Annotated in this window: 23 protein-coding genes and 1 pseudogene; 8 read left to right on the top strand and 16 right to left on the bottom strand. The window is 67.9% G+C overall.

The window, feature by feature from the left end; all coding sequences use genetic code 11:
* Positions 1–2 precede the first annotated feature (2 nt).
* Genes NLF94_RS10595 through NLF94_RS10575 form a run of 5 tightly spaced genes read right to left on the bottom strand, consistent with a single transcriptional unit; the run spans position 3 to position 5,770 of the window.
* Positions 3–605, bottom strand: coding sequence for a class I SAM-dependent methyltransferase (locus NLF94_RS10595; protein ID WP_254837595.1), 603 nt, complete (start codon positions 603–605; stop codon positions 3–5).
* On the bottom strand, positions 589–1,284 hold the full coding sequence (locus tag NLF94_RS10590) for an RNase P subunit p30 family protein (protein ID WP_254837594.1): 696 nt from the start codon (positions 1,282–1,284) through the stop codon (positions 589–591). The genes NLF94_RS10595 and NLF94_RS10590 overlap by 17 nt, the downstream gene beginning before the upstream one ends.
* Positions 1,285–1,328: 44 nt before the next feature.
* Positions 1,329–1,922 (bottom strand): rhomboid family intramembrane serine protease, encoded by a 594-nt coding sequence (locus tag NLF94_RS10585; protein WP_254837593.1) that lies wholly within the window; start codon positions 1,920–1,922, stop codon positions 1,329–1,331.
* Between the two features lie 2 nt (positions 1,923–1,924).
* Positions 1,925–2,872, bottom strand: a complete 948-nt coding sequence (locus NLF94_RS10580; protein WP_254837592.1) for a DUF368 domain-containing protein — start codon at positions 2,870–2,872, stop codon at positions 1,925–1,927.
* Entirely contained in the window at positions 2,873–5,770 is a 2,898-nt protein-coding gene (locus NLF94_RS10575) for an oligosaccharyl transferase, archaeosortase A system-associated (RefSeq protein ID WP_254837591.1), read from the bottom strand.
* A 120-nt stretch (positions 5,771–5,890) separates the two neighbouring features.
* Here NLF94_RS10575 and aglJ point away from each other — a divergent pair, with 120 nt between their 5' ends.
* On the top strand, positions 5,891–6,826 hold the full coding sequence (gene aglJ, locus NLF94_RS10570) for an S-layer glycoprotein N-glycosyltransferase AglJ (protein ID WP_254837590.1): 936 nt from the start codon (positions 5,891–5,893) through the stop codon (positions 6,824–6,826).
* On the opposite strand, the gene NLF94_RS10565 is transcribed toward aglJ, so the two are convergent.
* Entirely contained in the window at positions 6,823–7,152 is a 330-nt protein-coding gene (locus tag NLF94_RS10565) for a hypothetical protein (protein WP_254837589.1), read from the bottom strand. The two genes, aglJ and NLF94_RS10565, sit on opposite strands and share 4 nt — an antisense overlap.
* 80 nt (positions 7,153–7,232) lie before the next feature.
* Here NLF94_RS10565 and NLF94_RS10560 point away from each other — a divergent pair, with 80 nt between their 5' ends.
* Positions 7,233–7,442 (top strand): ribbon-helix-helix domain-containing protein, encoded by a 210-nt coding sequence (locus tag NLF94_RS10560; RefSeq protein ID WP_254837588.1) that lies wholly within the window; start codon positions 7,233–7,235, stop codon positions 7,440–7,442.
* Here NLF94_RS10560 and NLF94_RS10555 read toward each other — a convergent pair.
* The gene (locus NLF94_RS10555) at positions 7,430–7,843 is read right to left on the bottom strand and encodes a JAB/MPN domain protein-containing protein (RefSeq protein ID WP_254837587.1); all 414 of its coding nucleotides are present in this window, start codon (positions 7,841–7,843) and stop codon (positions 7,430–7,432) included. The genes NLF94_RS10560 and NLF94_RS10555 overlap by 13 nt on opposite strands.
* Before the next feature lie 167 nt (positions 7,844–8,010).
* Between NLF94_RS10555 and NLF94_RS20785 the strand changes: the two genes are divergently transcribed.
* Positions 8,011–8,142: a DUF7503 family protein gene (locus NLF94_RS20785; RefSeq protein WP_256558604.1), complete on the top strand. Its 132-nt coding sequence runs from the start codon at positions 8,011–8,013 to the stop codon at positions 8,140–8,142.
* Positions 8,143–8,149: 7 nt separating this feature from the next.
* On the opposite strand, the gene NLF94_RS10550 is transcribed toward NLF94_RS20785, so the two are convergent.
* Both NLF94_RS10550 and NLF94_RS10545 read right to left on the bottom strand, forming a co-directional pair.
* Positions 8,150–10,198 carry a CHAT domain-containing protein gene (locus tag NLF94_RS10550; RefSeq protein ID WP_254837586.1) on the bottom strand — a complete coding sequence of 683 codons (2,049 nt, stop codon included), beginning with the start codon at positions 10,196–10,198 and terminating at the stop codon, positions 8,150–8,152.
* A gap of 52 nt (positions 10,199–10,250) precedes the next feature.
* Complete coding sequence (locus tag NLF94_RS10545) at positions 10,251–10,916, bottom strand: hypothetical protein (RefSeq protein ID WP_254837585.1); 666 nt, start codon at positions 10,914–10,916, stop codon at positions 10,251–10,253.
* A gap of 92 nt (positions 10,917–11,008) precedes the next feature.
* Between NLF94_RS10545 and NLF94_RS10540 the strand changes: the two genes are divergently transcribed.
* Positions 11,009–11,704, top strand: a complete 696-nt coding sequence (locus NLF94_RS10540) for a VOC family protein (protein WP_254837584.1) — start codon at positions 11,009–11,011, stop codon at positions 11,702–11,704.
* Here NLF94_RS10540 and NLF94_RS10535 read toward each other — a convergent pair.
* Positions 11,697–11,987, bottom strand: a complete 291-nt coding sequence (locus NLF94_RS10535) for a DUF5779 family protein (protein ID WP_254837583.1) — start codon at positions 11,985–11,987, stop codon at positions 11,697–11,699. The two genes, NLF94_RS10540 and NLF94_RS10535, sit on opposite strands and share 8 nt — an antisense overlap.
* A 323-nt stretch (positions 11,988–12,310) precedes the next feature.
* A complete protein-coding gene (locus tag NLF94_RS10530; protein WP_254837582.1) occupies positions 12,311–12,574 on the bottom strand; it encodes a hypothetical protein in 264 nt (87 codons plus the stop codon).
* 105 nt (positions 12,575–12,679) lie between these two features.
* Between NLF94_RS10530 and NLF94_RS10525 the strand changes: the two genes are divergently transcribed.
* From NLF94_RS10525 to NLF94_RS21085, 3 genes and pseudogenes are all read left to right on the top strand, one after another.
* A complete protein-coding gene (locus tag NLF94_RS10525; protein WP_254837581.1) occupies positions 12,680–14,551 on the top strand; it encodes a DEAD/DEAH box helicase in 1,872 nt (623 codons plus the stop codon).
* Between the two features lie 31 nt (positions 14,552–14,582).
* Complete coding sequence (locus NLF94_RS10520; protein ID WP_254837580.1) at positions 14,583–15,149, top strand: acyltransferase; 567 nt, start codon at positions 14,583–14,585, stop codon at positions 15,147–15,149.
* A gap of 238 nt (positions 15,150–15,387) precedes the next feature.
* Positions 15,388–15,935, top strand: a pseudogene (locus NLF94_RS21085) (RAD55 family ATPase).
* A gap of 151 nt (positions 15,936–16,086) precedes the next feature.
* Here NLF94_RS21085 and NLF94_RS10510 read toward each other — a convergent pair.
* From NLF94_RS10510 to NLF94_RS10490, 5 genes are all read right to left on the bottom strand, one after another.
* Positions 16,087–16,482 carry a PIN domain-containing protein gene (locus tag NLF94_RS10510; protein WP_254837578.1) on the bottom strand — a complete coding sequence of 132 codons (396 nt, stop codon included), beginning with the start codon at positions 16,480–16,482 and terminating at the stop codon, positions 16,087–16,089.
* On the bottom strand, positions 16,479–16,727 hold the full coding sequence (locus NLF94_RS10505; protein ID WP_254837577.1) for an antitoxin VapB family protein: 249 nt from the start codon (positions 16,725–16,727) through the stop codon (positions 16,479–16,481). Before NLF94_RS10505 ends, NLF94_RS10510 begins: the two co-directional genes overlap by 4 nt.
* A gap of 214 nt (positions 16,728–16,941) precedes the next feature.
* Positions 16,942–18,075 carry a hypothetical protein gene (locus tag NLF94_RS10500; RefSeq protein ID WP_254837576.1) on the bottom strand — a complete coding sequence of 378 codons (1,134 nt, stop codon included), beginning with the start codon at positions 18,073–18,075 and terminating at the stop codon, positions 16,942–16,944.
* Positions 18,076–18,320: 245 nt separating this feature from the next.
* Positions 18,321–18,503, bottom strand: coding sequence for a DUF7576 family protein (locus NLF94_RS10495; protein WP_254837575.1), 183 nt, complete (start codon positions 18,501–18,503; stop codon positions 18,321–18,323).
* 67 nt (positions 18,504–18,570) lie between these two features.
* Positions 18,571–19,434: an SDR family oxidoreductase gene (locus tag NLF94_RS10490; protein ID WP_254837574.1), complete on the bottom strand. Its 864-nt coding sequence runs from the start codon at positions 19,432–19,434 to the stop codon at positions 18,571–18,573.
* Positions 19,435–19,730: 296 nt separating this feature from the next.
* On the opposite strand from NLF94_RS10490, the gene NLF94_RS10485 reads away from it, so the two are divergent.
* Positions 19,731–20,981: an inorganic phosphate transporter gene (locus tag NLF94_RS10485; RefSeq protein WP_254837573.1), complete on the top strand. Its 1,251-nt coding sequence runs from the start codon at positions 19,731–19,733 to the stop codon at positions 20,979–20,981.
* The last annotated feature ends 137 nt before the right edge of the window (positions 20,982–21,118 follow it).

The following is a 21,118-nucleotide window of genomic DNA, read 5'->3' as shown; positions in this document are numbered from 1 at the left end:
CGTCAGGGGGTCCGCTCGGCGACGAGGACGCCCACCTGTTCGTGGACCATCTCGACGGCGGTCAGCGAGAAGCCGGCCGCTGTCAGCGCGTCCGCGAGCACCCCGACCGTCGCCGGGTCGTCCACCTCGGGGCTGTAGAACGGTTCCGCGGGGTCGGGTTCGCCGAAGAACATCACGTCCCCGAGGACGAACCGGAGCGGGTCGAGGTCGGCGATGACCTCGATGGCCTCGCGCTTCTCGGCGTCCGAGAGGTGATGCATGGCGAAGTTCGAGACGACGACGTCCGCCCGCTTGACGTTCGGCTCCCGGAAGGTGCCCTCGCCGACGGTGACGTTTTCGAGGCCGCGTTCCTCGGCCTTCCGGCGGGCCTCGGCCATCATCCCCTCGCTGATGTCGCGGCCGAGGACCCGTGCTGCGTCCGCCGCGAGTCGGAGTCCGATGGCGCCGGTGCCGCAACCCAGATCGAGGACGACGTCGCCGGGACCGGGGTCGGCGTACTCGACGACGAGCGAGACGGCCGCGCGGTACTCCTCGCGCTTGTCGTCGTCGTACTCTTCGGCCTTCTCGTCGAACCGGGCGGCGTGCTCCTCATGGCTCTTCTTCATGCTCGTCGATACGGACGCCCGGCTCTATGAACGTCCCGGAGCGCCGCTTTCTGTTCCGGGCGGCGATGTCGCCCCAGGCGCGAAGGCCCGCCTCGATAGCCTCCCGGTCGAAGCCGACGACCTCCCCGACGGCGTACAGTTCCCGCGGCGCCCGCAACTGGAGGTGCGAGCGCGGGTCCGCCGAGACCACGAACGGGGCGTCGTAGGCCTCGACCAGTTCGCGGAGTTTCCGGAGGCCCTGGATAGCCTGCACCCGCCGGCCGCCGTCGGCCCGGAGGACGCGCCCGAAGTTGAACTCGAGGTGGACGCCGTTCTCGGCGGCGGCCTTCGCCAGTACGTGGTTCACGTCGCCGTCGGCCATCGGGTGGGCGAGCACGTCGACCTTCGGCTGCTCGACCGCGAAGCGGTTCAGCGGCCCGCCGTGGACGCAGACGACGTCCCGCTTCGAGCGGTAGTTGCCGACGAGGCCGCTGGCCTGGCCGACGTCGTCGGTCCGTATCTCGATGCCGGAGACGACGTCGAGACCGTATTCGGCGGCGACGGTCTTGGCGTCGTAGTCGCCCTGGGCGTCGCCGTGGTTCCGGACCACCACCCCCTCGTAGCCGTAGTCGGCGGCCGTCGTCGCCAGGCGGGCGACCGTCGCCTCGCCGTCGGGGTGTGCGTGGACGCCCTCGTACATGACCGTCCTTCGTGGCGGCCGCGCCTTTGGTGTTGCGTCTCGACTCACGCGTCGGCCTGCGGCGACGCATCGGACCCGACGTGCAACAGCCGACCCCGACCGGCGACGGCGCCGACCAGGAAGCCGGTGAAGTGCGCCACCAGGGCGACGCCGGGTGCGGCCGTCGCAAGCGTCACGACGGCCGCCAGCACGCCGAATAGCAACAGCGACCCCGCGGTCCCGAGCGGGAGCCACGACAGCGCGCGCGTCGAGGCCCGGTTGCCGACCAGGAAGTACCCCATCAGCGCGAAGATGGCGCCGCTCCCGCCGAGGACGCCCGCGCCCCCGAACGGGACCGTCACGAGCACCTGCGCGATGCCCGAGAGCGCACCCGAGACGACGAAGAACAGGTGGAACCGTATCGGCGAGGTCACGTAGGCGACGAGCGGGCCGACGACGGCCAGCGCGAGCGTGTTGGCCGCCAGGTGCTGGAGGCTCCCGTGGGCGTAGACGCTCACCAGGGTGGCCGAGGGATGTTTCGTCAGCGGCCACCGCAGGACGAACACCGCCGGGTCGACGCCGAGCGCCCCGTCGAACGCCTGGACCGCGAACACCACGGCGAAGAGACACAGCGTCGTCAGGGTCGGCCTGTCGCCCATCGTCAGTACTCCAGGTCGTCGGTGTAGTTGTCGAGGACGAAGACGAGGCCGGCGCCGACGACGACGGGAACGGCGACGACGGCCGCCACCACCGCGGGCGACCCCTCGACGTTCGTCCGCACCTCGAAGACCGGCAGCCGGAGCGCGCCGACCATGAGACTCACGAGGAAGACGAGCGTCGCCTCCCGATAGCGTTGCAGGGCCGCCCGCACCGCGTAGGCGATCGAGAAGACGCCGACCAGCGCGCCGGCCATGAACGCCCCGAACGGCACCAGCGCCTCGGCGAGCGACGCGGTGTCACCGCCGACGGCCGCGAGGAGGCCGTTCACGACGTCGCTCGGAATCTCGGTGACCGTCTCGTACTGGCCCATCACCAGCAGCAGGAACGACCCGGAGATGCCGGGTAGCACCATCGCCGAGATGGCGATTGCGCCGGCGACGAACAGCACCAGCGGCGTCGACGAGGAGGTCGGCCCCGATAGCGAGGGGTCCGTGACCACGAACGCCACGACGAACCCGACGGCGGCGACGATCGCCCGCCGGGGCGTCGTCGCGTCGACGTACCGGTACAGCACGACCGCCGAGGCTGCGATGAGCCCAAAGAAGAACGCGTAGGTCGGGGCGGGGTACTCGGTGACGGCGACGTTCATCGCCGTCGCTATCGTCGCCGCCGCCGACAGCACGCCCGCCCCGAGTACGAGCAGGAAGGGTACGTCCATCCGCAGGAGGTCCTCGGCGAGGGCGGCCCGTCCGTCGGTCGTGTGAAGCGAGAGGAGGTGTCGGACCACCCGCGGATCGACGGAGGTGAGCGCGGTTATGAGCTGCTCGTAGACGCCGACGATGACCGCGATGGTGCCGCCGGAGACGCCCGGCACGGTGTCGGCCGCCCCCATGCAGGCGCCCTTGAGGTAGACGACGAGCCACCCCCGGACGCCGACGGAGTCGGACATTCAGGACGCCCTGACGCCGCGCTGCTGCTGTGGGGTCGCCGTGGCCGTCGCGTTCGTCCCACCACCGGCGTCGCTGCTCGTCTCGTTACCGCTCGTGGCGGTACCGTTCGTCGCGTCGTTCGTCGTCTCGTCGCCCGCCGTCTCGTTGTCCGAGGTGGTCTGTTCCTGCAACTCGACCTGCGTGACGGTGTCGTTCTCGCCGAGGACCTGCCCCTCGGTCACGTCGGCCCCGCCGACGAAGATCCGCGAGCCGTTGTCCGCCAGCGCGAGGAACCGGTAGCTGCTGTTGGCCCGGACGCTGACGTTCGTGTAGCCGGCCTCGGTGCCGTACTCGTCGTAGCCCGTCGTCGAGTACGGCACCGTCATCTCGAAGTTGCCCTGGTCGTCGGTCCGTGCGAACTGCCGGTAGGTGAACGTCTGATCCGTGGTCGGGATCTCCATCGTGACGGATGCCTCGACCTCCGTGTTGGCGGGGCCGGTTCCCTCTATCGTCGCGCCCTCGACGCGCTCGAAGGTCTTGACCTCGGACTCGACGGGCGGATCCTGCACCCGGAGGTTGCTGTACAGCGGCGACGGCCGTGCCTGCTCGCTGGCGTGGACGAGCCGGTAGTGTTCGAGCGCGCCGACCCGCTCGCCGGGCTGTCCGAGCAGCCCGCCGTGTATCGCGGTGGGGTCGCTCTGGGCGGCCTCGCGGGCCTGCTCGGGGCTGTCGAACTGCTGGATCGGGGCGCCGTCCTCCGGCGGTACCGGGATCCCTCCCGGACCCCGCCGGAATCGACTGACGAAGCTCGCGGGTTCGCGGGCGCTGCCGTGGAACTGGTAGAGCCGGACCCGCATGCTCTCGTAGGCGCGCTGGGTGTGAATCCCCCACAGCGGGACGTACTGTCCCCGCTGGAGCGCCCGGGGGCTCGCAACCGACAGGCCGAGGTCGCTGGTGTTGAGCCCGTGGCGCGTCTCGAAGGCCGTCGGAGCGTTGTACTTCGTGGTCCCAGCGTAGCCGAGCTGGTAGTCGACCATGACGTACCTCGTTCCCTCGCCCTCGCCGCTGTCCTCGGCGAGAATGTCGTTGGCCTCGGTCTCGTTGCCCGCCAGCAGGAAGTCGGCGGCCTGATCGGCGTGCTGCTGGAAGGGGTTGGCGACCGGGATCCGCTCGCCGCCGTAGGTGATGTAGTGGCCGTAGTCCCACCACGCCATGACGCCGTACTCGCCGTCCGTGTACTCGAAGTCGTCCGTTGGCCCGTAGCTGCCGTAGTACGCCAGGTCTCGAGGACCGCTACCGCCGTACTCGCCGACGTCGGGTGTCTCCTCGGAGAGCCACTCGAGGCTGCCCTGCCAGTCCTCGTACTCGCCGGGGTTCGTCGCGCTGTCGGACGCACGCATCGGCGCCGCAGTGGCCACGAGCGGCCCGGCGACGACGAACAGGATGGCGACGACGATGAGCACCTGGTACGGCTCGACTTTCGTGACGTCCGCCCGAACATCGTCGAGGTCGATGAAGGAGAACACCTGCCCGACGAGGTATGCGTTGCCCGCGGCGACGCCGATAGCGAGGTAGTAGTCGAACCGCAACTGCGTCATGGTGAAGATCACCATAAGCGCCGTGAACGTGGCGACCAGGAGCTGTTCGGCGCGGGGACGTTGGGCGAAGACTGCACGCACCGCCACAACGAGGACGCCGATCATGGCGGTGTAGAACGCCAGCCCGTAGCTCGTGAAGAAGAACTGGACGGGGTTGTCGAGCGCCTGGGCCTCGCCGACGGTGGCTGCGGTGTCGGTCGAGCCGAGACCGGCGACCCGTTCGACCTGCCGGAGGAGGAAGCCGAACGTGTCGGGCGCGACGACGGCGAGGACGGCGGCCGCGATGGCACCGATCCCGGCGACGCCGATCGGGTAGGCGTTCCGCGGGAGGTCGCGGTTCTCCCAGAGCCGTGCGACGGCCGCCATGAAGAGTGCGCCGCCGGCGACCAGAACTGCCAGCAGCGGCTGTAGCAGCGATAGCTCGGTCGTCTCCAGCGAGAACGCCGTCAGGAACGGGAGCAGGAGGACGGCGGCGACCAGCGCCGCGACCACCGACGGGATGACGACGTGATCGGGACTGTGGCCGCGGACGAACTCCACGGAGAGGTGGAAAAACAGGAAGATGGCGTAGATGCCGAGGAGGAACACCGCGGGCGGCCACACGAGCATCGTCAGCGTGAGCGCGACGCCGAGGGCGGCACCCCAGGCGACCGGCTCCTTCAGCAGGCCCAACTCCCGGGTCTCGACGAACTCGTAGATGGGCTTTTCCCGCTGGGCGACGGTGAGCATGGTCATGCCGATCGACAGCACGAGAAGCGTCGCCAGCACCTCGGCGATGTGGTGGTCGTAGACGCCGGCGACGCTCCGGGAGAGGAACTGTCCGGGCGTGAGCGCGAGCACGAGGACGCCGATGATACCGCCGAGGCGCCCGCCGAGGCGCTTGCCGACGTAGTACATCGGCGGGACACACAGGACCGCGATGACCGGCGGCGTCAGGACGGTGACCAGCGTGACCGTCGACTGCGAGGGCGATCCGAGGCCGACAACGAGCGCGACCGTCGCCACGATCTGGTCGAAGATGGTACCGAACTGGCCGACCTGGGTGCCGGTGTCGAACCCGCTCCAGACCTCGTAGGGCATGTTGAACGGGTAGTTCTGGATGACGTAGTCGGTCGTCCGGCGGTGGTAGTAGGGGTCGTTCCCGCGGTAGAGCGGCTCGCCGCCCTCGCCGATCATCCGCCCGTAGTGTCGCACCCGGATCCACAGCATGAAGAGCATCAGGGCTGCGAGAACGGGGATGTGGTACAGTCGGTATACGGAGTCGAGCTGCGACTCGTAGTCGTCGAGTCGCTCCTCGACCTGATCCCACCGCTGACTCATTGCCCCCAACAACTGTCAAAACGCGCATAAGCCTTTTCCATTGGTCGTCGAAACGGGGGCGGCGAACCGCCGACCGCGAAAGCTCAGTCTTTTTGTCGCTCGGTGCCGCAGGCACCGCCAATGCCCGACCGCTCGGACGTCTGTGTACTCCTGCCGACCCTCGAAGAGGCTGAGACCATCGGCGAGGTGGTCGACGGCTTCCGCGAGGCGGGCTTCGAGCACGTCCTGGTCGTCGACGGCCACTCGACGGACGGCACGCGGGACATCGCACGCGAACACGGCGCCCGGGTCATCACCCAGTCGGGGTCGGGGAAGGGCCAGGCGGTCCGGGAGGGGATCGCAAGCATCGACCGGGAGTACGTCCTGATGGCCGACGGCGACGGCACCTACCGCCCCGAGGACGCCGGCGCGATGCTGGAACCGCTGTTCGAGGGGCGGGCGGACCACGTCGTCGGCAACCGCTTTGCCGACATGGAGGAGGGCGCGATGACCCGGCTGAACACCGTCGGCAACCGGATCATCAACCGCCTGTTCGCGGCCGTCCACGGCCGGGACATGGAGGACATCCTCTCGGGGTACCGGGCGTTCACCCGCGAGTCCTTCGAGCGGTTCCAGCTGGACGCCGAGGGGTTCGGCATCGAGACGGAACTGGCCGTCGAGTGCGTCCGCAACGGCGTCGCCACCGAGGTCGTCCCCATCCGCTACGAGCGGCGGCCGGGCGGTTCGGAGACGAACCTCCACCCGCTGAAGGACGGCGGCCGGATCATCCTGACGCTGTACACGCTCACGAAGACGAACAACCCAATCTTCTACTTCGGCTTCGTCGCGGCCGTCGGCACCCTGCTGGGGCTCGGCCTCGGCAGCTACGTCGTCTACGACTACGTTATCAACGGCATCTCCCACGAGGTCATCGCCCTGCTCGGCGTCTTCGTCATCCTGCTGTCGATGCAGCTGTTCATGTTCGGCGTGCTCTCGGACATCATCGTCTCGGTCAACCGCGAGCAGACGCGCCGCCTGGAGGAGCTGTCCGACCGACTCCGGGAGTTCGAGGACTAGAAGGGCAAAAGCGAGCGGAGCTGTCCGACGATGCTGTTGTTCGCGCGGTCGCGCCTGGCCTCGAAGACGGGGTGCAGCGCGTTCATCAGGTCCTGTCTGGTCTCGAACTCGTCGGCGTGGGTTTCCTCCAGCGCCGCCGACAGCGACATCTCGTTGCCCTTGGCGTCGTAGGGAATCGCGGGGTCGTCGAGACGGTCGACGAGGGCCGAGGCCGTCGTCGGGAAGACGATCTCGTCCCGGTCCAGATGCTCGTCGAGGGCCGCGATGCCGAAGGCGATGGTGTCTATGTCGTCGCCGTCGTCCTGCTGCGGTGGTCGGACTCCCATTTCCGTCTCCTTGGACGTTCACCACCGTAAAGGCACACGACTTGCCAACGTCTATGCCGACGGCGCCCCTCCCGGCCGGTATGACGGATTACACGACCGTCTCGATTCCGAAGGACCTCGCCGACCGCGTCGAGGAGACCATCGAGGGGACCAGCTTCTCGTCGACCAGCGATCTGGTGCGGTTCCTGCTGCGGAGCATCGTCATCCAGCACCAGCAGTCCGGCGAACTGACGGAGGCGGAGTTCGAGGAGATAACCGACCAGCTACAGGATCTCGGTTACCTCGAGTAGTCCTCGATGGTCCCGTGGGGTGGGGCCACGTCGAGGACGTCTATCGGCAGCTGCTCGCCGGAGCGGTCGAAGGCACCGACGCAGTCGTCGTCGTACGGCGGGACGGCGACGAAGACGACTTCGTGGAGGTCGTCCCGCTTGGTCAGCGCCAGCGGACCCTCCGGATGCGTGACGAACCGCCCCGCCGAGCCGGGCGTCGAGAGATCCATCCCGAAGACCGCAGTCACCGACTCGCCCGTATCGGGCAGGTACATGTCGGTGAACACCGACGCCTCCGCCGGGAGGTCGGCGTCGAGTTCGCCGGCCGCCGTCACCGCCAGCGAGACGGTCACCGAGGAGGGGTCCCTGTCGGCCCCCAGATCCAGGAGTGCCGTCAGCAGGCCGCGTGTGATGTAGACCACACCGTCCGTTCGGACCTGTCGTCCCTAACGCTGTCGGTTTCCTTGCGGGAAAAAATTTACTGTATTAACTTGAACGGCGACCAGCCGTTCGTTTGTTGTGCGAAACGATGACAACGGGAGAAAGGGCTACAAAAAGCTTATTGCTTCGACACGGGACTGAATCGAATATGTCGAAAAAGGCGATCAAACAGTTCCTGGCCGACCACCCGAGGCTGACCAGCGCCCTGTTTACGCTGATGCTGTTGTTGTCCCAGGTCGGGACTGTCATCGCCAACGGCGACGGGCACGGCGGGCCCTGATCCGGCTTCAGAACCGTTCGGCTGCGTCGCTACTCCAGACGAACTCCCCGTCGACGAAGACGGGGAAGGAGGCCGATTCGAGGTACTCCCGGAGTCGGTCGGCGGTCGTCCGCACTTCGGGCAGATCCTTGGGGACGAGAAACACCGACGGATCCTCGCCGACGCCCGGGCGGAACTGCGCGCCCATCCCGCCCGACCCCGAGAGGTGCGGCGTGACCTGCACCCGGTACTCGTCGGCCCCGACCGACTCGACTTCGGCGACCCACGGGATGAGTCCCCTCGGCTGTGCGATGTCGGCGTTGCCGTCGCCGACGACGAGGTACTGTGAGCCGACGATGCTGCACCGTCTGGCGATGGCAAGTGCCCCGTACAGGGGAAACCCCCGGTTGAGGAGGCGGGCCATCGTCTTCCCGATACGGAGCGCCCCCTCGTCGAGCACCTCGTCGAACGTCACGACGCTTGCGACGGCGCCCTTCTCTATGAGTCTGTACCCCTGTTCGTAGGACCGACACGCGTTCAGGAACGCGATGTCGACGCCCACCTCCTCCAGTGCCGCGATGTCGAGGGCGCCGTCGGCGCACTCGAATCCGCCCTCGCCGACGTGACCGACGTAGTGGACGTAATCGAGGTCGGACTCGAAGACGAGACGGAGGCTCTCGGTGTCGAGGTCGTCGTGGAAGGTAACCTCGAACGGCAGGTTCAGGTTCGACCCGTAGGCGCCACGGGCCGTGTCGCCCTCCTCTAGCATCTCCTCGTCGTTACAGACGACCGCCACCTGGACCTCGTCGTCGGCCGGCTCGCGCTCCATCCAGTTCCGGTAGGCCTGCGGCGTCGCCTTGCTGGCGCCGATGGGGACGCCCGGCCCGACCCAGGCCTGTGCCAGCGAGTCCGCACCCGGTGGTCGGACCACGCTCGCACACCCGTCGGCTGTCTCGCTCTCCCCCTCCGGCGCGTCGCCGCGGGGCGTCGGCCCGTCGTGGGTTCGTACCACTGCGAGGTCGTTTGCGAGGAAGGGTATCGCCTCGATGCCCTGCCGACTCGGCTGGACGTGGGCCGTCAGATTCCAGTCGGGGAGGTGCTCCTCGATGGTCCCGTAGGGAACGTCGAGGTACGCCTCGAGGCGTTCGGCCGGGGGCCGACCGTGGAGGGTCTCGATGTCCACGCCGAGGGTTCCGTCGAGGACCTCCCGTTCGAACAGCATGACGTCCCGCTGCCCTTCGGTCCTGACGAGGCAGTCCAGGAAGAAACTCCGCTTGAGGGTCCGCTCGACGGCCCGCTCGAACCCGTCGCCGCCGTCGAGTCGGTGGCGCGTCCCCTCGACGACCAGCGCAGGGGTGTCCGACTGTCGGACCGGCGCTTCGAGGTAGTACGACAGCGGCGCCGCGGGCAGCACGTACTCGAGTTCGGGCGGTACCTCGAGGCGTACGTTCCCCTCGGGCGATTCGAGCCCGGACGGGATCGAAAGCTCCCCGCCGACCTCGATTGCGGGCGGATGGCCACGGAGCGTCGGATACGAGCGCTTGCTGCCTCGGGTCTTGAGTTCGGTCCCGAACGTCGACACCGCGCGCATCACGTCGCAGGGGTCCTCGGTGGTCGTGACGGTGGCGGCCGGTCGTTCGTGGTGCGAGCGGGCCCCGACGACGACCGTCCGCGGCTCCGGAAGGTCGATCAACACGTTGTCGACCCGGTTTTCGACCTCGAAGGGGCCGGGCACTTCGGCGTAGAGCTTCAGCGGCCCGGACAGTTCGACGGTGTAGGTCCCCGCCGGGAACGCCTCGTGGCCGAACAGCTCCACCTCGGTCATGTTGTCGGGCCCGTGAACGAACGACGCACCCGTCGGAACGAACTCCAGATGGTCCGTCGAGAGGGCGATGGTGACGTCCGTGGGGTACCGGAATCGGTCGCCGTCCGCCGGGACGGGCGAGACCCCGCCGCCGGTTCGTATCGTGTAGTTTCGCCGGTCGATGCGGTCGTTGATACGGACACCGCCCTCCGGGGGCGTCTCGACGGAGACCCTGGCTGCGTCGCCGCTCACTCGTCCGTCACCGACGGCCATGCATGCACTGAAAACTATCAGGAAGAAAAACCTATCGGGCTGTACTACTTTATCAGAGACCGATGAATCCGCGGAGGTTGTCGAGGTACAGCGGCACCATCTTCCTGCGCGAGCCGTCGATAGCCTCCCGGATGACGCCCCGGACGTCCTCGAAGACGCCTTCGCCGTGCCCGACGAGCAAGCGGTCGGCGTCGTACTCCAGCAGCGACCGGGGCGGCACCGCACGCAGCATCGGGTGGACGCCGAGTCGCTCGCCCGGTGCCCGGAAGTACGACACCGTCCCCAGCGCCTCCGGGACGACGAGCGTCTCGCCGTCGAACAGCGCCCCCTCCTGCCAGAATGGGTTGTCGACGACGATGTCGAGGGCGAACTCGCCGACACCCTCCTCGAACCGGACGACGGGTGCGTCGATGTCGGACTCGACGCCGCTCATCCACTCCGGGACGTAGACGGGCACGTCGTGGCGGTCGGCGACCGCCGCCGAGTCCCGCTTGTGACGGTCCAGCAGGACCACGACGCCGCCGACATCGCCGTACTCGGCGAGCAGGTCGTCGACGCCGTCGGCGTCGACCGGGTCGATCACCCACAGTTTCCCGCCGCTCTCGACGGCGTGGGAGGCCCGCTGCATCGTCTCCCCGGGGTAGGCGAGCCAGCCGACGCCGCCCTCGAAGCGGTCGATCTCGGTCAACTCGGCCGCTCCGCTGCCTTTCATTCCCATGCGCTCCGGTTCGTGTCCCGACGGCTTAAATTCCGCAGTGCCGGCAGTTCGGCGTGCCCGGGCTTTATCGGGGGCGACGACGATATCGAAGCATGCTTCGAGCGTGTCGCTGGCTGGCCCTCGAGGTCAAGCGCGTCGACCCGGTGGTCGACTTCTACCGGGAGCACCTCGACGTTCCGGTCGCGTGGGACACGGACCGGGAGGTAGCCCTCGACGTCGGGACGGGCGGGCAACTCCGGCTTCGCCGCCCCGACGGGGTTCCCCGCGGTGGGCTCCACACACACTACGCGCTGGCCTGTCCGGCCGGCGCCTACGACGCCTGGTGGGACCACCTCGAGAGCGCCTTCGACCTCCAGGAGGTGGACTTCGGCGGGATGCGCTCGCTGTACTTCTACGACCCGGAGGGCAACTGCGTCGAGATAGCCGGTGCGGGCGAGTCCGACGCCACGGAACGGAGGCTGGAGGGCGTCTTCGAAGTGGTCTTCGAGGTCGAGGACCTCCCCGAATCGGAGCAGTTCTACACCGACCTGGGCTTCGAGGTGGTCGACCGGGGGGAGGACCGCAGGCGGACCCGGCTGACGACCGGGCCGTTCGACATCGAACTGTGGGAGCCACACCTGGGACTGGCGGACGCACGCGGCGGCGTCCACGTCGACGTGGGCCTGACGGCCGACGACCCGGAGACGGTCGCCGACAGCGTCGCTGCGCGGGTGACGAAACGCGAGCGCGTCGAGGACGGTATCCGCATCCGCGATCCCGACGGCCACTACCTGACGCTCCTCAGCTGAGCCGGTCGGTGTCGATGTCGCGGCCGGGCGGCGAGATGACCAGGAAGTCCCTGAAGTGCATCAGTTCCCCGCCCATGTCGCGGACCTCGCGGGCGAAGCCTGCGGCGAGCTCGTTGAGGTCCCCTTCGACGTTCAACACGAGCACGTCGTCGTTCTCGACGTGCTCGATCCACTCCTCGTCGTCGGTCGAGCCGTCCAGAACGCCGAGGACGACCCGGCCGCTCGGGTCCGGTTCGTCGAGTTCCCCCTCGGCGGTCTGCAGGTCGAGGTCCAGGTCGCTCATACCCGATTCTCCACCCCCCTGGAGAAAAAGCCTGCCGGCCTCGGAGCCGACACACCCGCGTCCGCCTAATCAGTTAGGCACCAGGCACAACCCCCAACGGTCGGTAGGGGCGGATGCGCTGGGACGACGACTGGTCGATGCCCATTGACACGAGCCTCTGACACTCGGCGACGAACTCTCGCCAGCGCCCTACCGGGAACCCCGTTCCCGACCCGTTCCCCACCCCACCTCACCTTAACGCTCCCGTTCAGGCGTGGTCCGTGGCCCGAACTCGGGCCGTGCGGGCCGCGTCACCCGTTTCGAGACGGCGAGTGGCGTCGCCGTCACTCGAAGACGGGGCCCTCCTCCCGCAGCGCCTCGACGTCCTCGACGACGGCCTCGGCCTGCTCCGGGAACAGCGCGACCTGAACCTCGTTACCGTCGGCGTCGGACGCGACGAGTTTGACCTGGCTGTCGCCGAACGCCCTGGCCTCGACGTCCTCCACGTCGAACAGTTTGGCCGACGCCGACTTGTTCGGGGCGCCGACGTTCTCGATGCTTCCGTCCTTGAACTCGACCATGAAGGAATCGACGTTCAGATTGAGCACGACCGTCGCTTCGCACCCCAGCGAGTAAACGGTTCCTCCGTCGGTCGTCGGTGCGGCCGTCCCGACGCGGGGCGCTTTTATCCGCCCGTCGCCTACCGGGGGGTAGTGACCGAGAACGCGGACGAGCCGGCGGTCGACGTCGACGCCTTCTACGACGCCCTCGAGGACCGGACCCGCCCCGTCGTCACGGCGACGGAGGTGGCACGCGTGGCGGACTGCTCGCAGGCAGCGGCCGTCGAGGCGCTCGAGGGCCTGGTCGCCGACGGCCGGATCGAGCGGCTAAACGTCGACAGCGACCCCGTGGTGTGGTTCCCGACTGACTACCGCGAGACTGCCGCCCGCGAGCGGGTCTCGGTGTTCCCTGACCGCCGGGAGATAGTCGCCGACCAGCCCGTCCAGTTCACCCGGGCGCAACTGTCGCAGTTCGCCCGCCTCGAGGAGACGAACCGTGAGGGGGCCTACCGCTACACCGTCCGCGAGCAGGACGTCTGGAGCGCGCCCGCCGAGACGCTCGCGGACCTCCTGACGACGGTCCGGTCGGCGCTGGGTGGCCGATACGAAGCCCTCGAGGAGTGGATCGAGGACCAGTGGGAGCGGGCCCACAGGTTCCGGCTGCGGACTCACGAGGACGGCTACGTCGTCCTCGAAGCCGAGAGCGCGGACCTCCTGGGCAACGTCGCCGAGCAGCACCTCGATGACGGCCTCGTCCGGGCCCGCATCGACGACGAGACCGCCTGGGTCGACGCCGACCGCACCGCCGAGATCAAGCGCACGCTCTACGAGGCCGGCTACCCGGTCCAGGACCACCGCGAACTGGAGACGGGCGACGACCTGCCCGTCGAACTCGAACTGTCGTTGCGCCCCTACCAGGCCGACTGGGTCGCCCGGTTCGCCGACGCGAACTCCGGGGTCCTCGTCGGCCCGCCCGGGTCCGGCAAGACCGTCGCCGCGCTCGGTGTCATGGCCGATGTCGAGGGCGAGACGCTGATACTCGTCCCGTCGCGGGAACTGGCGGGCCAGTGGCGCGAGCGAATCCTCGCCGACACGACGCTCACCGCCGACCAGGTCGGCGAGTACCACGGCGGCGTAAAGGAGATACGGCCCGTCACCATCGCCACCTACCAGACGGCCGGGATGGACCGCCACCGCTCGCTGTTCGACTCCCGCAAGTGGGGACTCATCGTCTACGACGAGTGCCAGCGCATCCCCTCGCCCGTCAGTCGCCGCAGCGCCGACCTCCAGACCAAGCACCGGCTCGGTCTCACGGCGACGCCCATCCGGGAAGACGACCTGGAGGAGCAGATATACACGCTCGTCGGGCCGCCCATCGGCACGGACTGGGAGGCGCTATTCGAGGCGGGCTACGTGGCCGAACCGGAGGTCGAACTCCGGTATCTGCCGTGGGCCTCCGAGACGCACAAAAACGAGTACGGCGCCAGCGAGGGGCGGGAGAAACGCCAGCTGGCGGCGACGAACCCCGCCAAGAGCCAGGAGATAGCGGCCCTCCTCCGCGAGCACCCGGGGTCGAAGGCCATCGTCTTCGTCGAGTACCTCGACCAGGGCGAGTCCATCGCCGAGGCGCTCGGCGTTCCCTTCATCAGCGGCGAGACGCCCCACGCCCGGCGGAGCCGGCTGTTCGACCGGTTCCGGTCCGGGGCGCTGGACACCGTCGTCGTCTCCCGGGTCGGCGACGAGGGCATCGACCTGCCGGACGCCGAGGTGGCCGTCGCCGCCTCCGGACTGGGCGGGTCGCGCCGACAGGGTGCCCAGCGGGCCGGTCGGACGATGCGGCCCGTCGGCAAGGCCAGGATGTACGTGCTGGCGACTCTCGGCACCCGCGAGGAGGAGTTCGCCCGACAGCGCACGCGACACCTCGCCGCCCGCGGCGTCCGCGTCCGGGAGGGCGAGCCGTCCGCCTTCGACGGCGAACGGGTGGCCGGCAGGGCGCCGGCCGCCGGGACCGACGCCGAGGAGTAAGTTCAAACGGCCCGGCCCCGATGTCGGGACCGTGACCGACCGCGACGACGACGGCGACACGGGGCGATACGGCCGGGTGACCCGGCATCCGACGCCCGGCCCTGGCAACTCCCTGCAGTCGTGGACCGACGCAAAGCACCCCCTCCGGGTCGCGTTCAACTACGCGTTCATCGTCGCGGCGCGACACTCCCCGAGCCTCCGGCTGAAGAACTGGCTCCTCCGGCGAATCGGCGTCTCCGTCGGATCCGGCGTCTCGTGGGGCCTGGAGTCGACGCCGGACGTCTTCTGGCCCGAACTGATCACGGTCGGCGACGACGCCATCGTCGGCTACGACGCGACGCTGCTGTGTCACGAGTTCCTCCAGGACGAGTACCGCACCGGCGAGGTGCGGGTCGGCGAGCGGGCGATGATCGGTGCCGGCGCAGTCGTGTTGCCGGGTGTCGAAATCGGCGCCGACGCACAGGTGGCCGCGAACTCGCTGGTCGCAGAGGACGTGCCACCGGGCGAGACGTGGGCCGGCGTGCCCGCCGAACCGGTCGACGACACCGACAGGCGGGACGGGACGGCGGACGCCACCGACGGCGACTCGCCCGACTGATTTCCGCCCCTCCCCCGACTGTGTGCGCCCGAAGAGCGAGTCACCGGGAGTCCCGTCGGCCGCGTGTTACCGGAGAACCGACGGACGGGGCGGCCCCGGGTTCGAGGCTGGAAACGGACGGTTCGATTAATACGTCCCCACCCAGAAACCGTGTCAAGCCATGTCACACGAACGGCTGGCGACCGGGGTATAGGTGGTCGACGAACACCTCGACGGTGGCCTCCCCTCTGGCACCATCATGGCCGTCGTCGCCCCGCCCGCCACGCAGAGCGAACTCCTGGTGTCAACCTCGCTGCCCAGCGGCCGACGCTGTACCTGTCGACCCGGCGGAACGAGGAGAGCGTCCGGGACGCCTTTCACCGCGCCGACCTCGACATCGAGGACTCGATGATTGCCTACGCTGACCCCGACGCCGACCTCGACGACGTCGGCAGCACCATCAGCCGGGTCGGTGCCGAGCAAAACCCCATCATCGACCCCGCGAACCCCCTCGAGCGGTGGGACCCGCAGGTCTACCAGCAGTTCCTCAACCGCCTGCACACCTACATCCGCCGCACCGGCAGCATCGCGGTCGTCCACTGCCACACCGTCGGCGACGACCTGGGCCGGGAGGTCACGCTCGGCATCGCCGACGTGGTGCGCAGACTCGACCAGACCGTCACCCCCGACGCCGTCGAGTCCACCCTCGTCGTCTCGAAGTTCCGCGGCGGCCGCGCCCTGACCGAACCCATCACCCTCGAGTTGACCGACAACGTGCGGGTGGACACCTCGCGGAACGTGGCCTGAGGCCGCTGGCCGCCGTGCCGTCAGGGTCGCCGCCGGTCGAAACAGGCCGTGCCGAGGCCGAACCGGATCCGTTCACTGCCGGGGCACACCCGAGGTATTCTCCGATACGCCCGTGAGTCGCATCAGAACGGCCGAACGGACTCGCCGGCGGTCAGTACTCCTCGACGTCGACGACCCTCTTCGTTTCCTCGTGAGTGAGGTCGCCGTCTCCCGAGACCACCGGCACGTCGAGTTCACGGCCGACCGCAGCGACCAGTGCATCGACCCCGTCCAGATACGGCCCGTCCGGCGCTATCTCGTCCGCGATGTGCCCTGCAGTGGCGGCCGTTCGCTCGTCGACCGGACGAACGTCGACCCACGCCAGGTCCGCGCGGGCCCCGTCGATGTCCCCGTTCGGGAGGTTCCCCTCGCCGACGAGGACCTCGGCGAACGCCGGGACGGGGACGACCCATCGGGTCCGGCCACCGCCGTGCTCCTCGTAGAACTCCCGGGTCGCCTCGACGCCGTCCAGGTAGTCGATCAGAAAGGTCGCGTCGAGGACCTTCATGCGGTGTCCTCGGCCCGCTCGCGCATCCGACGCTTCCGCTCGTCCTTCGACTTCCGCCGACCCTCCCGGACCCGCTCGGCCTCCTCGTCGGACCAGCGGCCGAACCCGTCGTAGAAGTCGCCGGCGTCCTCCTCGTCGAGGATGCGCTCCAGCACGTCGTTGTAACTCTCGCCCTCCCGCCGACGCCGTTCGATTGCTCGCTTCACCGTCGCGCTCACTCGAATCTGTTCGTCCGCGATTCCCATGTTGCGTTGACGTTGGCGTTGACGCAACTTTGCCTTTTGGTGGGAACCGGGAACGGGGTGATCGGCGCGTCAGGCCGGTCACGGTACTCCCGGAGGACCCTCTGATTCCTCCAGAGAAACGCATCGGAGCGGGGATACCCCTGTCCGTCGTTGCCGGGCTGTTCGCAAGCTTCAGGTGCGAGCAAGCAGCCTCCGTCGGTCCATCGCCCTCAGGTCACTCCCAGGCGACCGAGATCTCCGAGACGTTCTCGCCGGCCGTCGTGCTGACCGACCCATCCTCGGAACCGTACACCTCGCGCAACTCGGCGTCGCCCGGCGGCTCCCCGTCGACCCGCGACGTCACCGCCTGCCCCGTCGCCGTGAACCCGTTGGTGTCGAACCCGTAGAAAATCGAATCGAACGACGGCAACCGCTGCACCTCCCGGTTGGAATACGGACTCTCACCAAACTGCCGACGCCCGCCGTTAATCTCGCCCAGCACGACCGGCACCGCCGGCACCAACTGCGATAGACACCACTGCACCGACTCCTCGACCGCCACGCTCTCACCCTCCTTCGCTAGCCGGCCGAACGTCGGGGTCAGGGCTTCAGGCTCCTCGTCGCCGGACTCGAACGCGATGATGTCGCGCTCTCGCGCCTCACTCACGATGATGTTCCGCCCAGAGGCATTATCGACACCCGAGTAAACGACTGTATCCGGGTATCCATCGTATTCTGACGAGGAATTGTCTGCGACAGCGTCCCGGAACGACGAGAGGTCCGCGCCGACGAACATGGTGACACCGGGCTCCGCGTATCCGATGACTTCGTCGACTTCGCGGGCTGCCTCCCGCTCGCCCGGCTCCGCATCGAGACCAGCCTGCTTGACCATCTCCGGCCCCGCGTTCGGGAAGGCGTCGATGACATTGGCTATGACCTCTGCGTTCTGGATTGCGGCTCCAATAGGCATATGGATGAGGTCGTACTTCGGCGGGCGGAACAGGTTGCCTTCGTTGGGAGCCAGCGTCCAGTCTTCGCCGCTGGCCGCCCCGAACTCCATCTCCTCGTCTATCATCCGAACGTACCACTCCCAGTCGACACGGACGAAATTGGAGTTGCTCGTCCGGTCGGTGCCGCGGAGGTGCTTCTGGGGCAGCAGCTCGATGTAGCTGGGGATGGTGAGGTTCGCCGGGGCGTAGTCCCGGGTATCCGTCTCCGTTTCCGTCGGGGTTTCTGTCTCCGTCGCGGTCGGGGTCGGGGTCGGAGTGGCGGTGGGGGTGTCCTCGCCGTCGGAACCGAGGCGGTTGCAGCCGGCGACCCCTGCCGTGAGGCCGACACCAATCGTCTGGAGGAGGCGGCGTCGTCGCATTGATTATACTCATCTACCGTACGGATTGCATTAAAATCTCACTGAAAAGAGAAAACGAAACGCTGGTCCGTTCGTGGTGAATCGACCGGGAGACCGACAACGTCGAGATTCGAGTCAATAAGGGCTGATTCCGGGGAAACACGGCGATGCGAGCGCCGCCATGCTCGATAGAGAACTGAGCCGCAAAAACGACAGCGACGAAACGGCACGACGGTGGAGGGGACCGAAGTCGGGTCGCGGTTCGATCAGGGCTCCCACTCGGCGCGACACGCCTCGTCACAGAAGTGCGCCGACTGGACGCTGTCGTCCTCTATCCAAGTGATGACCCGGTGTGTGGCCTCGTTCACTATCGGTTCCCCGCAGGCATCGCATCTCGGCGCGTCCTCCTCGGTGACGTCCTCACCGAGGTCCGAAGTAGGGTCGACCATCTTACCGTACGGTTAGGAGGCACGCATATGAACGATTATGTTCCCACAGGCGGTGCCGGCGCGGGGTTCACTCCGGGCGCTCGTAGCTCGGGTCGAACATCTGGGCGGACATCGGTGCCGGGTCGCCCTCCGTGAGGTTGTACTTCGAGAAGTCCTCGACGCCGGCCTCCCGGAGGAGTTCCTCGTCGTAGACGGCGTTGCCGTTGAACGACGAGGGGTCGCGGCTCAGCATCTCGAGGACGGTGTCGCTGACGATTTCCGGCGTGCGCCAGTCGTCCTCTGTTCCCATCCCGAAGTAGCGCGTCGCGCGGGTGTCGATGGCGGTGACCGGCCAGAAGGAGTTACAGCCGACGCCGTGGCCGCTGAGTTCCGTCGAAAGCGACAGCGTGATGAACGACATCCCCATCTTCGACCAGGCGTACGGTGCCTCGCCGGGCGCGCGGTCGACGGTGACCGGCGGCGCGTTCGCCAGCAGCCAGGCGTCGTCGACCTCCTTGAGGTGGTCGAGGAAGGCCCGCGAGGTGAGGTAGGTCCCCCGGACGTTCACGTCGTTCAGCAGGTCGAAGCGGTTCGCGGGGAGGTCCTCGACGTTGGCTATCTGGATGGCGCTGGCGTTGTTGATGACGATGCCGACCTCGCCGAAGTGGCCGATGGCCTCCTGGGCGGCCGCCTCGACTTCAGCCTCGTTGCGGACGTTCAACTGGATGGGCAGCGCCTCGACGCCCAACTCCTCGCACTCGCGGGCGGTCTCCTCGATGCTGCCCTCGAGGTCCCTGTCCTCGCCGTAGTCGTCGTTCTCGCTGGTCTTCCCGGTCGAGACGATGTTACAGCCCTGCTCTGCGAGTGCCAGCGCCAGCGCCTTGCCGATGCCGCGGGTCGTGCCGGTGATGAAGGCGGTCCGTCCGGAGAGGTCCGGTTTCTCGAGCGTCATGGCCCACCCATTCGCGGGGCGGGTATTAAATCCGGGTCGTCCGGCAACGTTGGGCTGGATTCGCAAGCGCACGTCCGAGACGGGCACTACCGGGAGCACGAACGAGAGACAGCCGACCGCCATAGCCTGTTGTCAGGCGGGGCGTGCTGAGCACGGGGTGTGCCGTCGATAGGACACACCATCCTCTCCTGGGAAAGCGACGGATGACGAAGCTCTACACCCTGTTATGCGGCTCGGCCGGGTCGATTTTTCGACGTATACTATATCCGGGCGGCGTCCGACTGCTCAGAGAAGGGATGGTCTCAATTTTACTGGTCGCTGGGATCGCCGTAGCGGTGTTCGTTGGGTTCAACATCGGTGGCTCGTCGACAGGAGTGGCGTTCGGTCCGGCGGTCGGCTCGCGTCTCGTCCGCAAAACGACTGCTGCGGCGCTGTTCGTCGGGTTCGCGTTCCTCGGCGCGTGGACCGTCGGACGGAACGTCATCGCAACGATGAGCAGCAGCATCGTCCCGGCTGTTCAATTCACGCCCGCTGCGAGTGTTGCCGTCCTGTTCTTCACTGGGCTCTCACTGTTGATCTCGAATCTGTACGGCGTTCCGGCCTCTACCTCGATGACGGCGGTCGGAGCTATCGCCGGACTGGGCCTCGCATCGGGGACGCTCAACCAGGCACTGATGTTCGTCATCGTCTCGGCGTGGATCGTCGCACCGCTGTTGAGTTTCGCCGTCGGCATCGTCATCGGGCGGTACGTGTACCCGTATCTCGACCGCTACGTCGCGTTCACGAAGTTCGACCTCCATTTCGTCCAGCTCGACCGCTCGCGGACGATTCCGCGCCCGTACCTGAACCGGAACGCGTCACCGCAGGACGTCGTTGGGTCGCTCTCGGTCATCCTCATTGCCTGTTACATGGCATTCTCCGCGGGCGCCTCGAACGCGGCAAACGCCGTTGCCCCGCTCGTCGGCGCCGGCGGGTCGCTGACCGTCGACCAGGGCGTCCTGCTCGCCGTGGCGGCCTTCGGACTGGGCAGTTTCACCATCGCCCGCCGGACGCTGGAGACGGTCGGCGACGATATCACCGAACTCCCCATCCTCGCGTCGCTCGTCGTCTCCATCGTCGGCGGGACGGTCATCACGATACTGTCCTACCTCGGCATCCCCGCCAGTCTCGCGGTGAGTACGACCTCGACGATAATCGGCCTCGGCTGGGGCCGGGCGAGTCGTGCGGCGACGCTGGCGGAACTGGCGACGCCGGCATCCGAGCCGACGGCGGCCGACGTGGACATCGCCACGGGGGCGCTGGCCGCGTCGCGGGGCGAGGACGTGCCCACCAGCCCGACCATCGGGGACATCGCCCGACACGAGGAACCGGCCGAAAGGCCGGACGAGGTGCCGGACGTACCGGAGGTCGGCGAGAAGGGGCCGGTCGACCTCGACAGGAAGAGCCTCTTCGACCCGGCGGCGGCCAAGCGCATCGTGACGATGTGGGTCCTGACGCCCTCGCTCGCGGTGGCCGCGTCGTACCCGGTGTTCCTGTTCTTGCTGTGAACGCCACTTGAAGACGCACTGACGCCCTCGTACTGCAGCAGATCCCCGATTCCGATTCAACGAGCACCCGCAGAAATATATCTGAACTGACGGACGGCTCGGCGGTCCGTTCCGAGTTCGAAGAGGAGCAGTCCGAC

This window comes from Natronomonas marina, assembly GCF_024298905.1.
Taxonomy (GTDB): Archaea; Halobacteriota; Halobacteria; order Halobacteriales; family Haloarculaceae; genus Natronomonas; species Natronomonas marina.
Note: the sequence above shows the minus strand (reverse complement) of the source record. Positions and strands in the feature narration are given on the sequence as shown.

What these genes read in the sequence shown, in the direction of transcription:
- NLF94_RS10595 (WP_254837595.1), bottom strand. Translation starts at nt 605, where the DNA reads ATGAAGAAGAGCCATGAGGAGCACGCCGCCCGGTTCGACGAGAAGGCC.
- NLF94_RS10590 (WP_254837594.1), bottom strand. Translation starts at nt 1,284, where the DNA reads ATGTACGAGGGCGTCCACGCACACCCCGACGGCGAGGCGACGGTCGCC.
- NLF94_RS10585 (WP_254837593.1), bottom strand. Translation starts at nt 1,922, where the DNA reads ATGGGCGACAGGCCGACCCTGACGACGCTGTGTCTCTTCGCCGTGGTG.
- NLF94_RS10580 (WP_254837592.1), bottom strand. Translation starts at nt 2,872, where the DNA reads ATGTCCGACTCCGTCGGCGTCCGGGGGTGGCTCGTCGTCTACCTCAAG.
- NLF94_RS10575 (WP_254837591.1), bottom strand. Translation starts at nt 5,770, where the DNA reads ATGAGTCAGCGGTGGGATCAGGTCGAGGAGCGACTCGACGACTACGAG.
- aglJ (WP_254837590.1), top strand. Translation starts at nt 5,891, where the DNA reads ATGCCCGACCGCTCGGACGTCTGTGTACTCCTGCCGACCCTCGAAGAG.
- NLF94_RS10565 (WP_254837589.1), bottom strand. Translation starts at nt 7,152, where the DNA reads ATGGGAGTCCGACCACCGCAGCAGGACGACGGCGACGACATAGACACC.
- NLF94_RS10560 (WP_254837588.1), top strand. Translation starts at nt 7,233, where the DNA reads ATGACGGATTACACGACCGTCTCGATTCCGAAGGACCTCGCCGACCGC.
- NLF94_RS20785 (WP_256558604.1), top strand. Translation starts at nt 8,011, where the DNA reads ATGTCGAAAAAGGCGATCAAACAGTTCCTGGCCGACCACCCGAGGCTG.
- NLF94_RS10550 (WP_254837586.1), bottom strand. Translation starts at nt 10,198, where the DNA reads ATGGCCGTCGGTGACGGACGAGTGAGCGGCGACGCAGCCAGGGTCTCC.
- NLF94_RS10545 (WP_254837585.1), bottom strand. Translation starts at nt 10,916, where the DNA reads ATGGGAATGAAAGGCAGCGGAGCGGCCGAGTTGACCGAGATCGACCGC.
- NLF94_RS10540 (WP_254837584.1), top strand. Translation starts at nt 11,009, where the DNA reads ATGCTTCGAGCGTGTCGCTGGCTGGCCCTCGAGGTCAAGCGCGTCGAC.
- NLF94_RS10535 (WP_254837583.1), bottom strand. Translation starts at nt 11,987, where the DNA reads ATGAGCGACCTGGACCTCGACCTGCAGACCGCCGAGGGGGAACTCGAC.
- NLF94_RS10510 (WP_254837578.1), bottom strand. Translation starts at nt 16,482, where the DNA reads ATGAAGGTCCTCGACGCGACCTTTCTGATCGACTACCTGGACGGCGTC.
- NLF94_RS10505 (WP_254837577.1), bottom strand. Translation starts at nt 16,727, where the DNA reads ATGGGAATCGCGGACGAACAGATTCGAGTGAGCGCGACGGTGAAGCGA.
- NLF94_RS10500 (WP_254837576.1), bottom strand. Translation starts at nt 18,075, where the DNA reads ATGCGACGACGCCGCCTCCTCCAGACGATTGGTGTCGGCCTCACGGCA.
- NLF94_RS10495 (WP_254837575.1), bottom strand. Translation starts at nt 18,503, where the DNA reads ATGGTCGACCCTACTTCGGACCTCGGTGAGGACGTCACCGAGGAGGAC.
- NLF94_RS10490 (WP_254837574.1), bottom strand. Translation starts at nt 19,434, where the DNA reads ATGACGCTCGAGAAACCGGACCTCTCCGGACGGACCGCCTTCATCACC.
- NLF94_RS10485 (WP_254837573.1), top strand. Translation starts at nt 19,731, where the DNA reads ATGGTCTCAATTTTACTGGTCGCTGGGATCGCCGTAGCGGTGTTCGTT.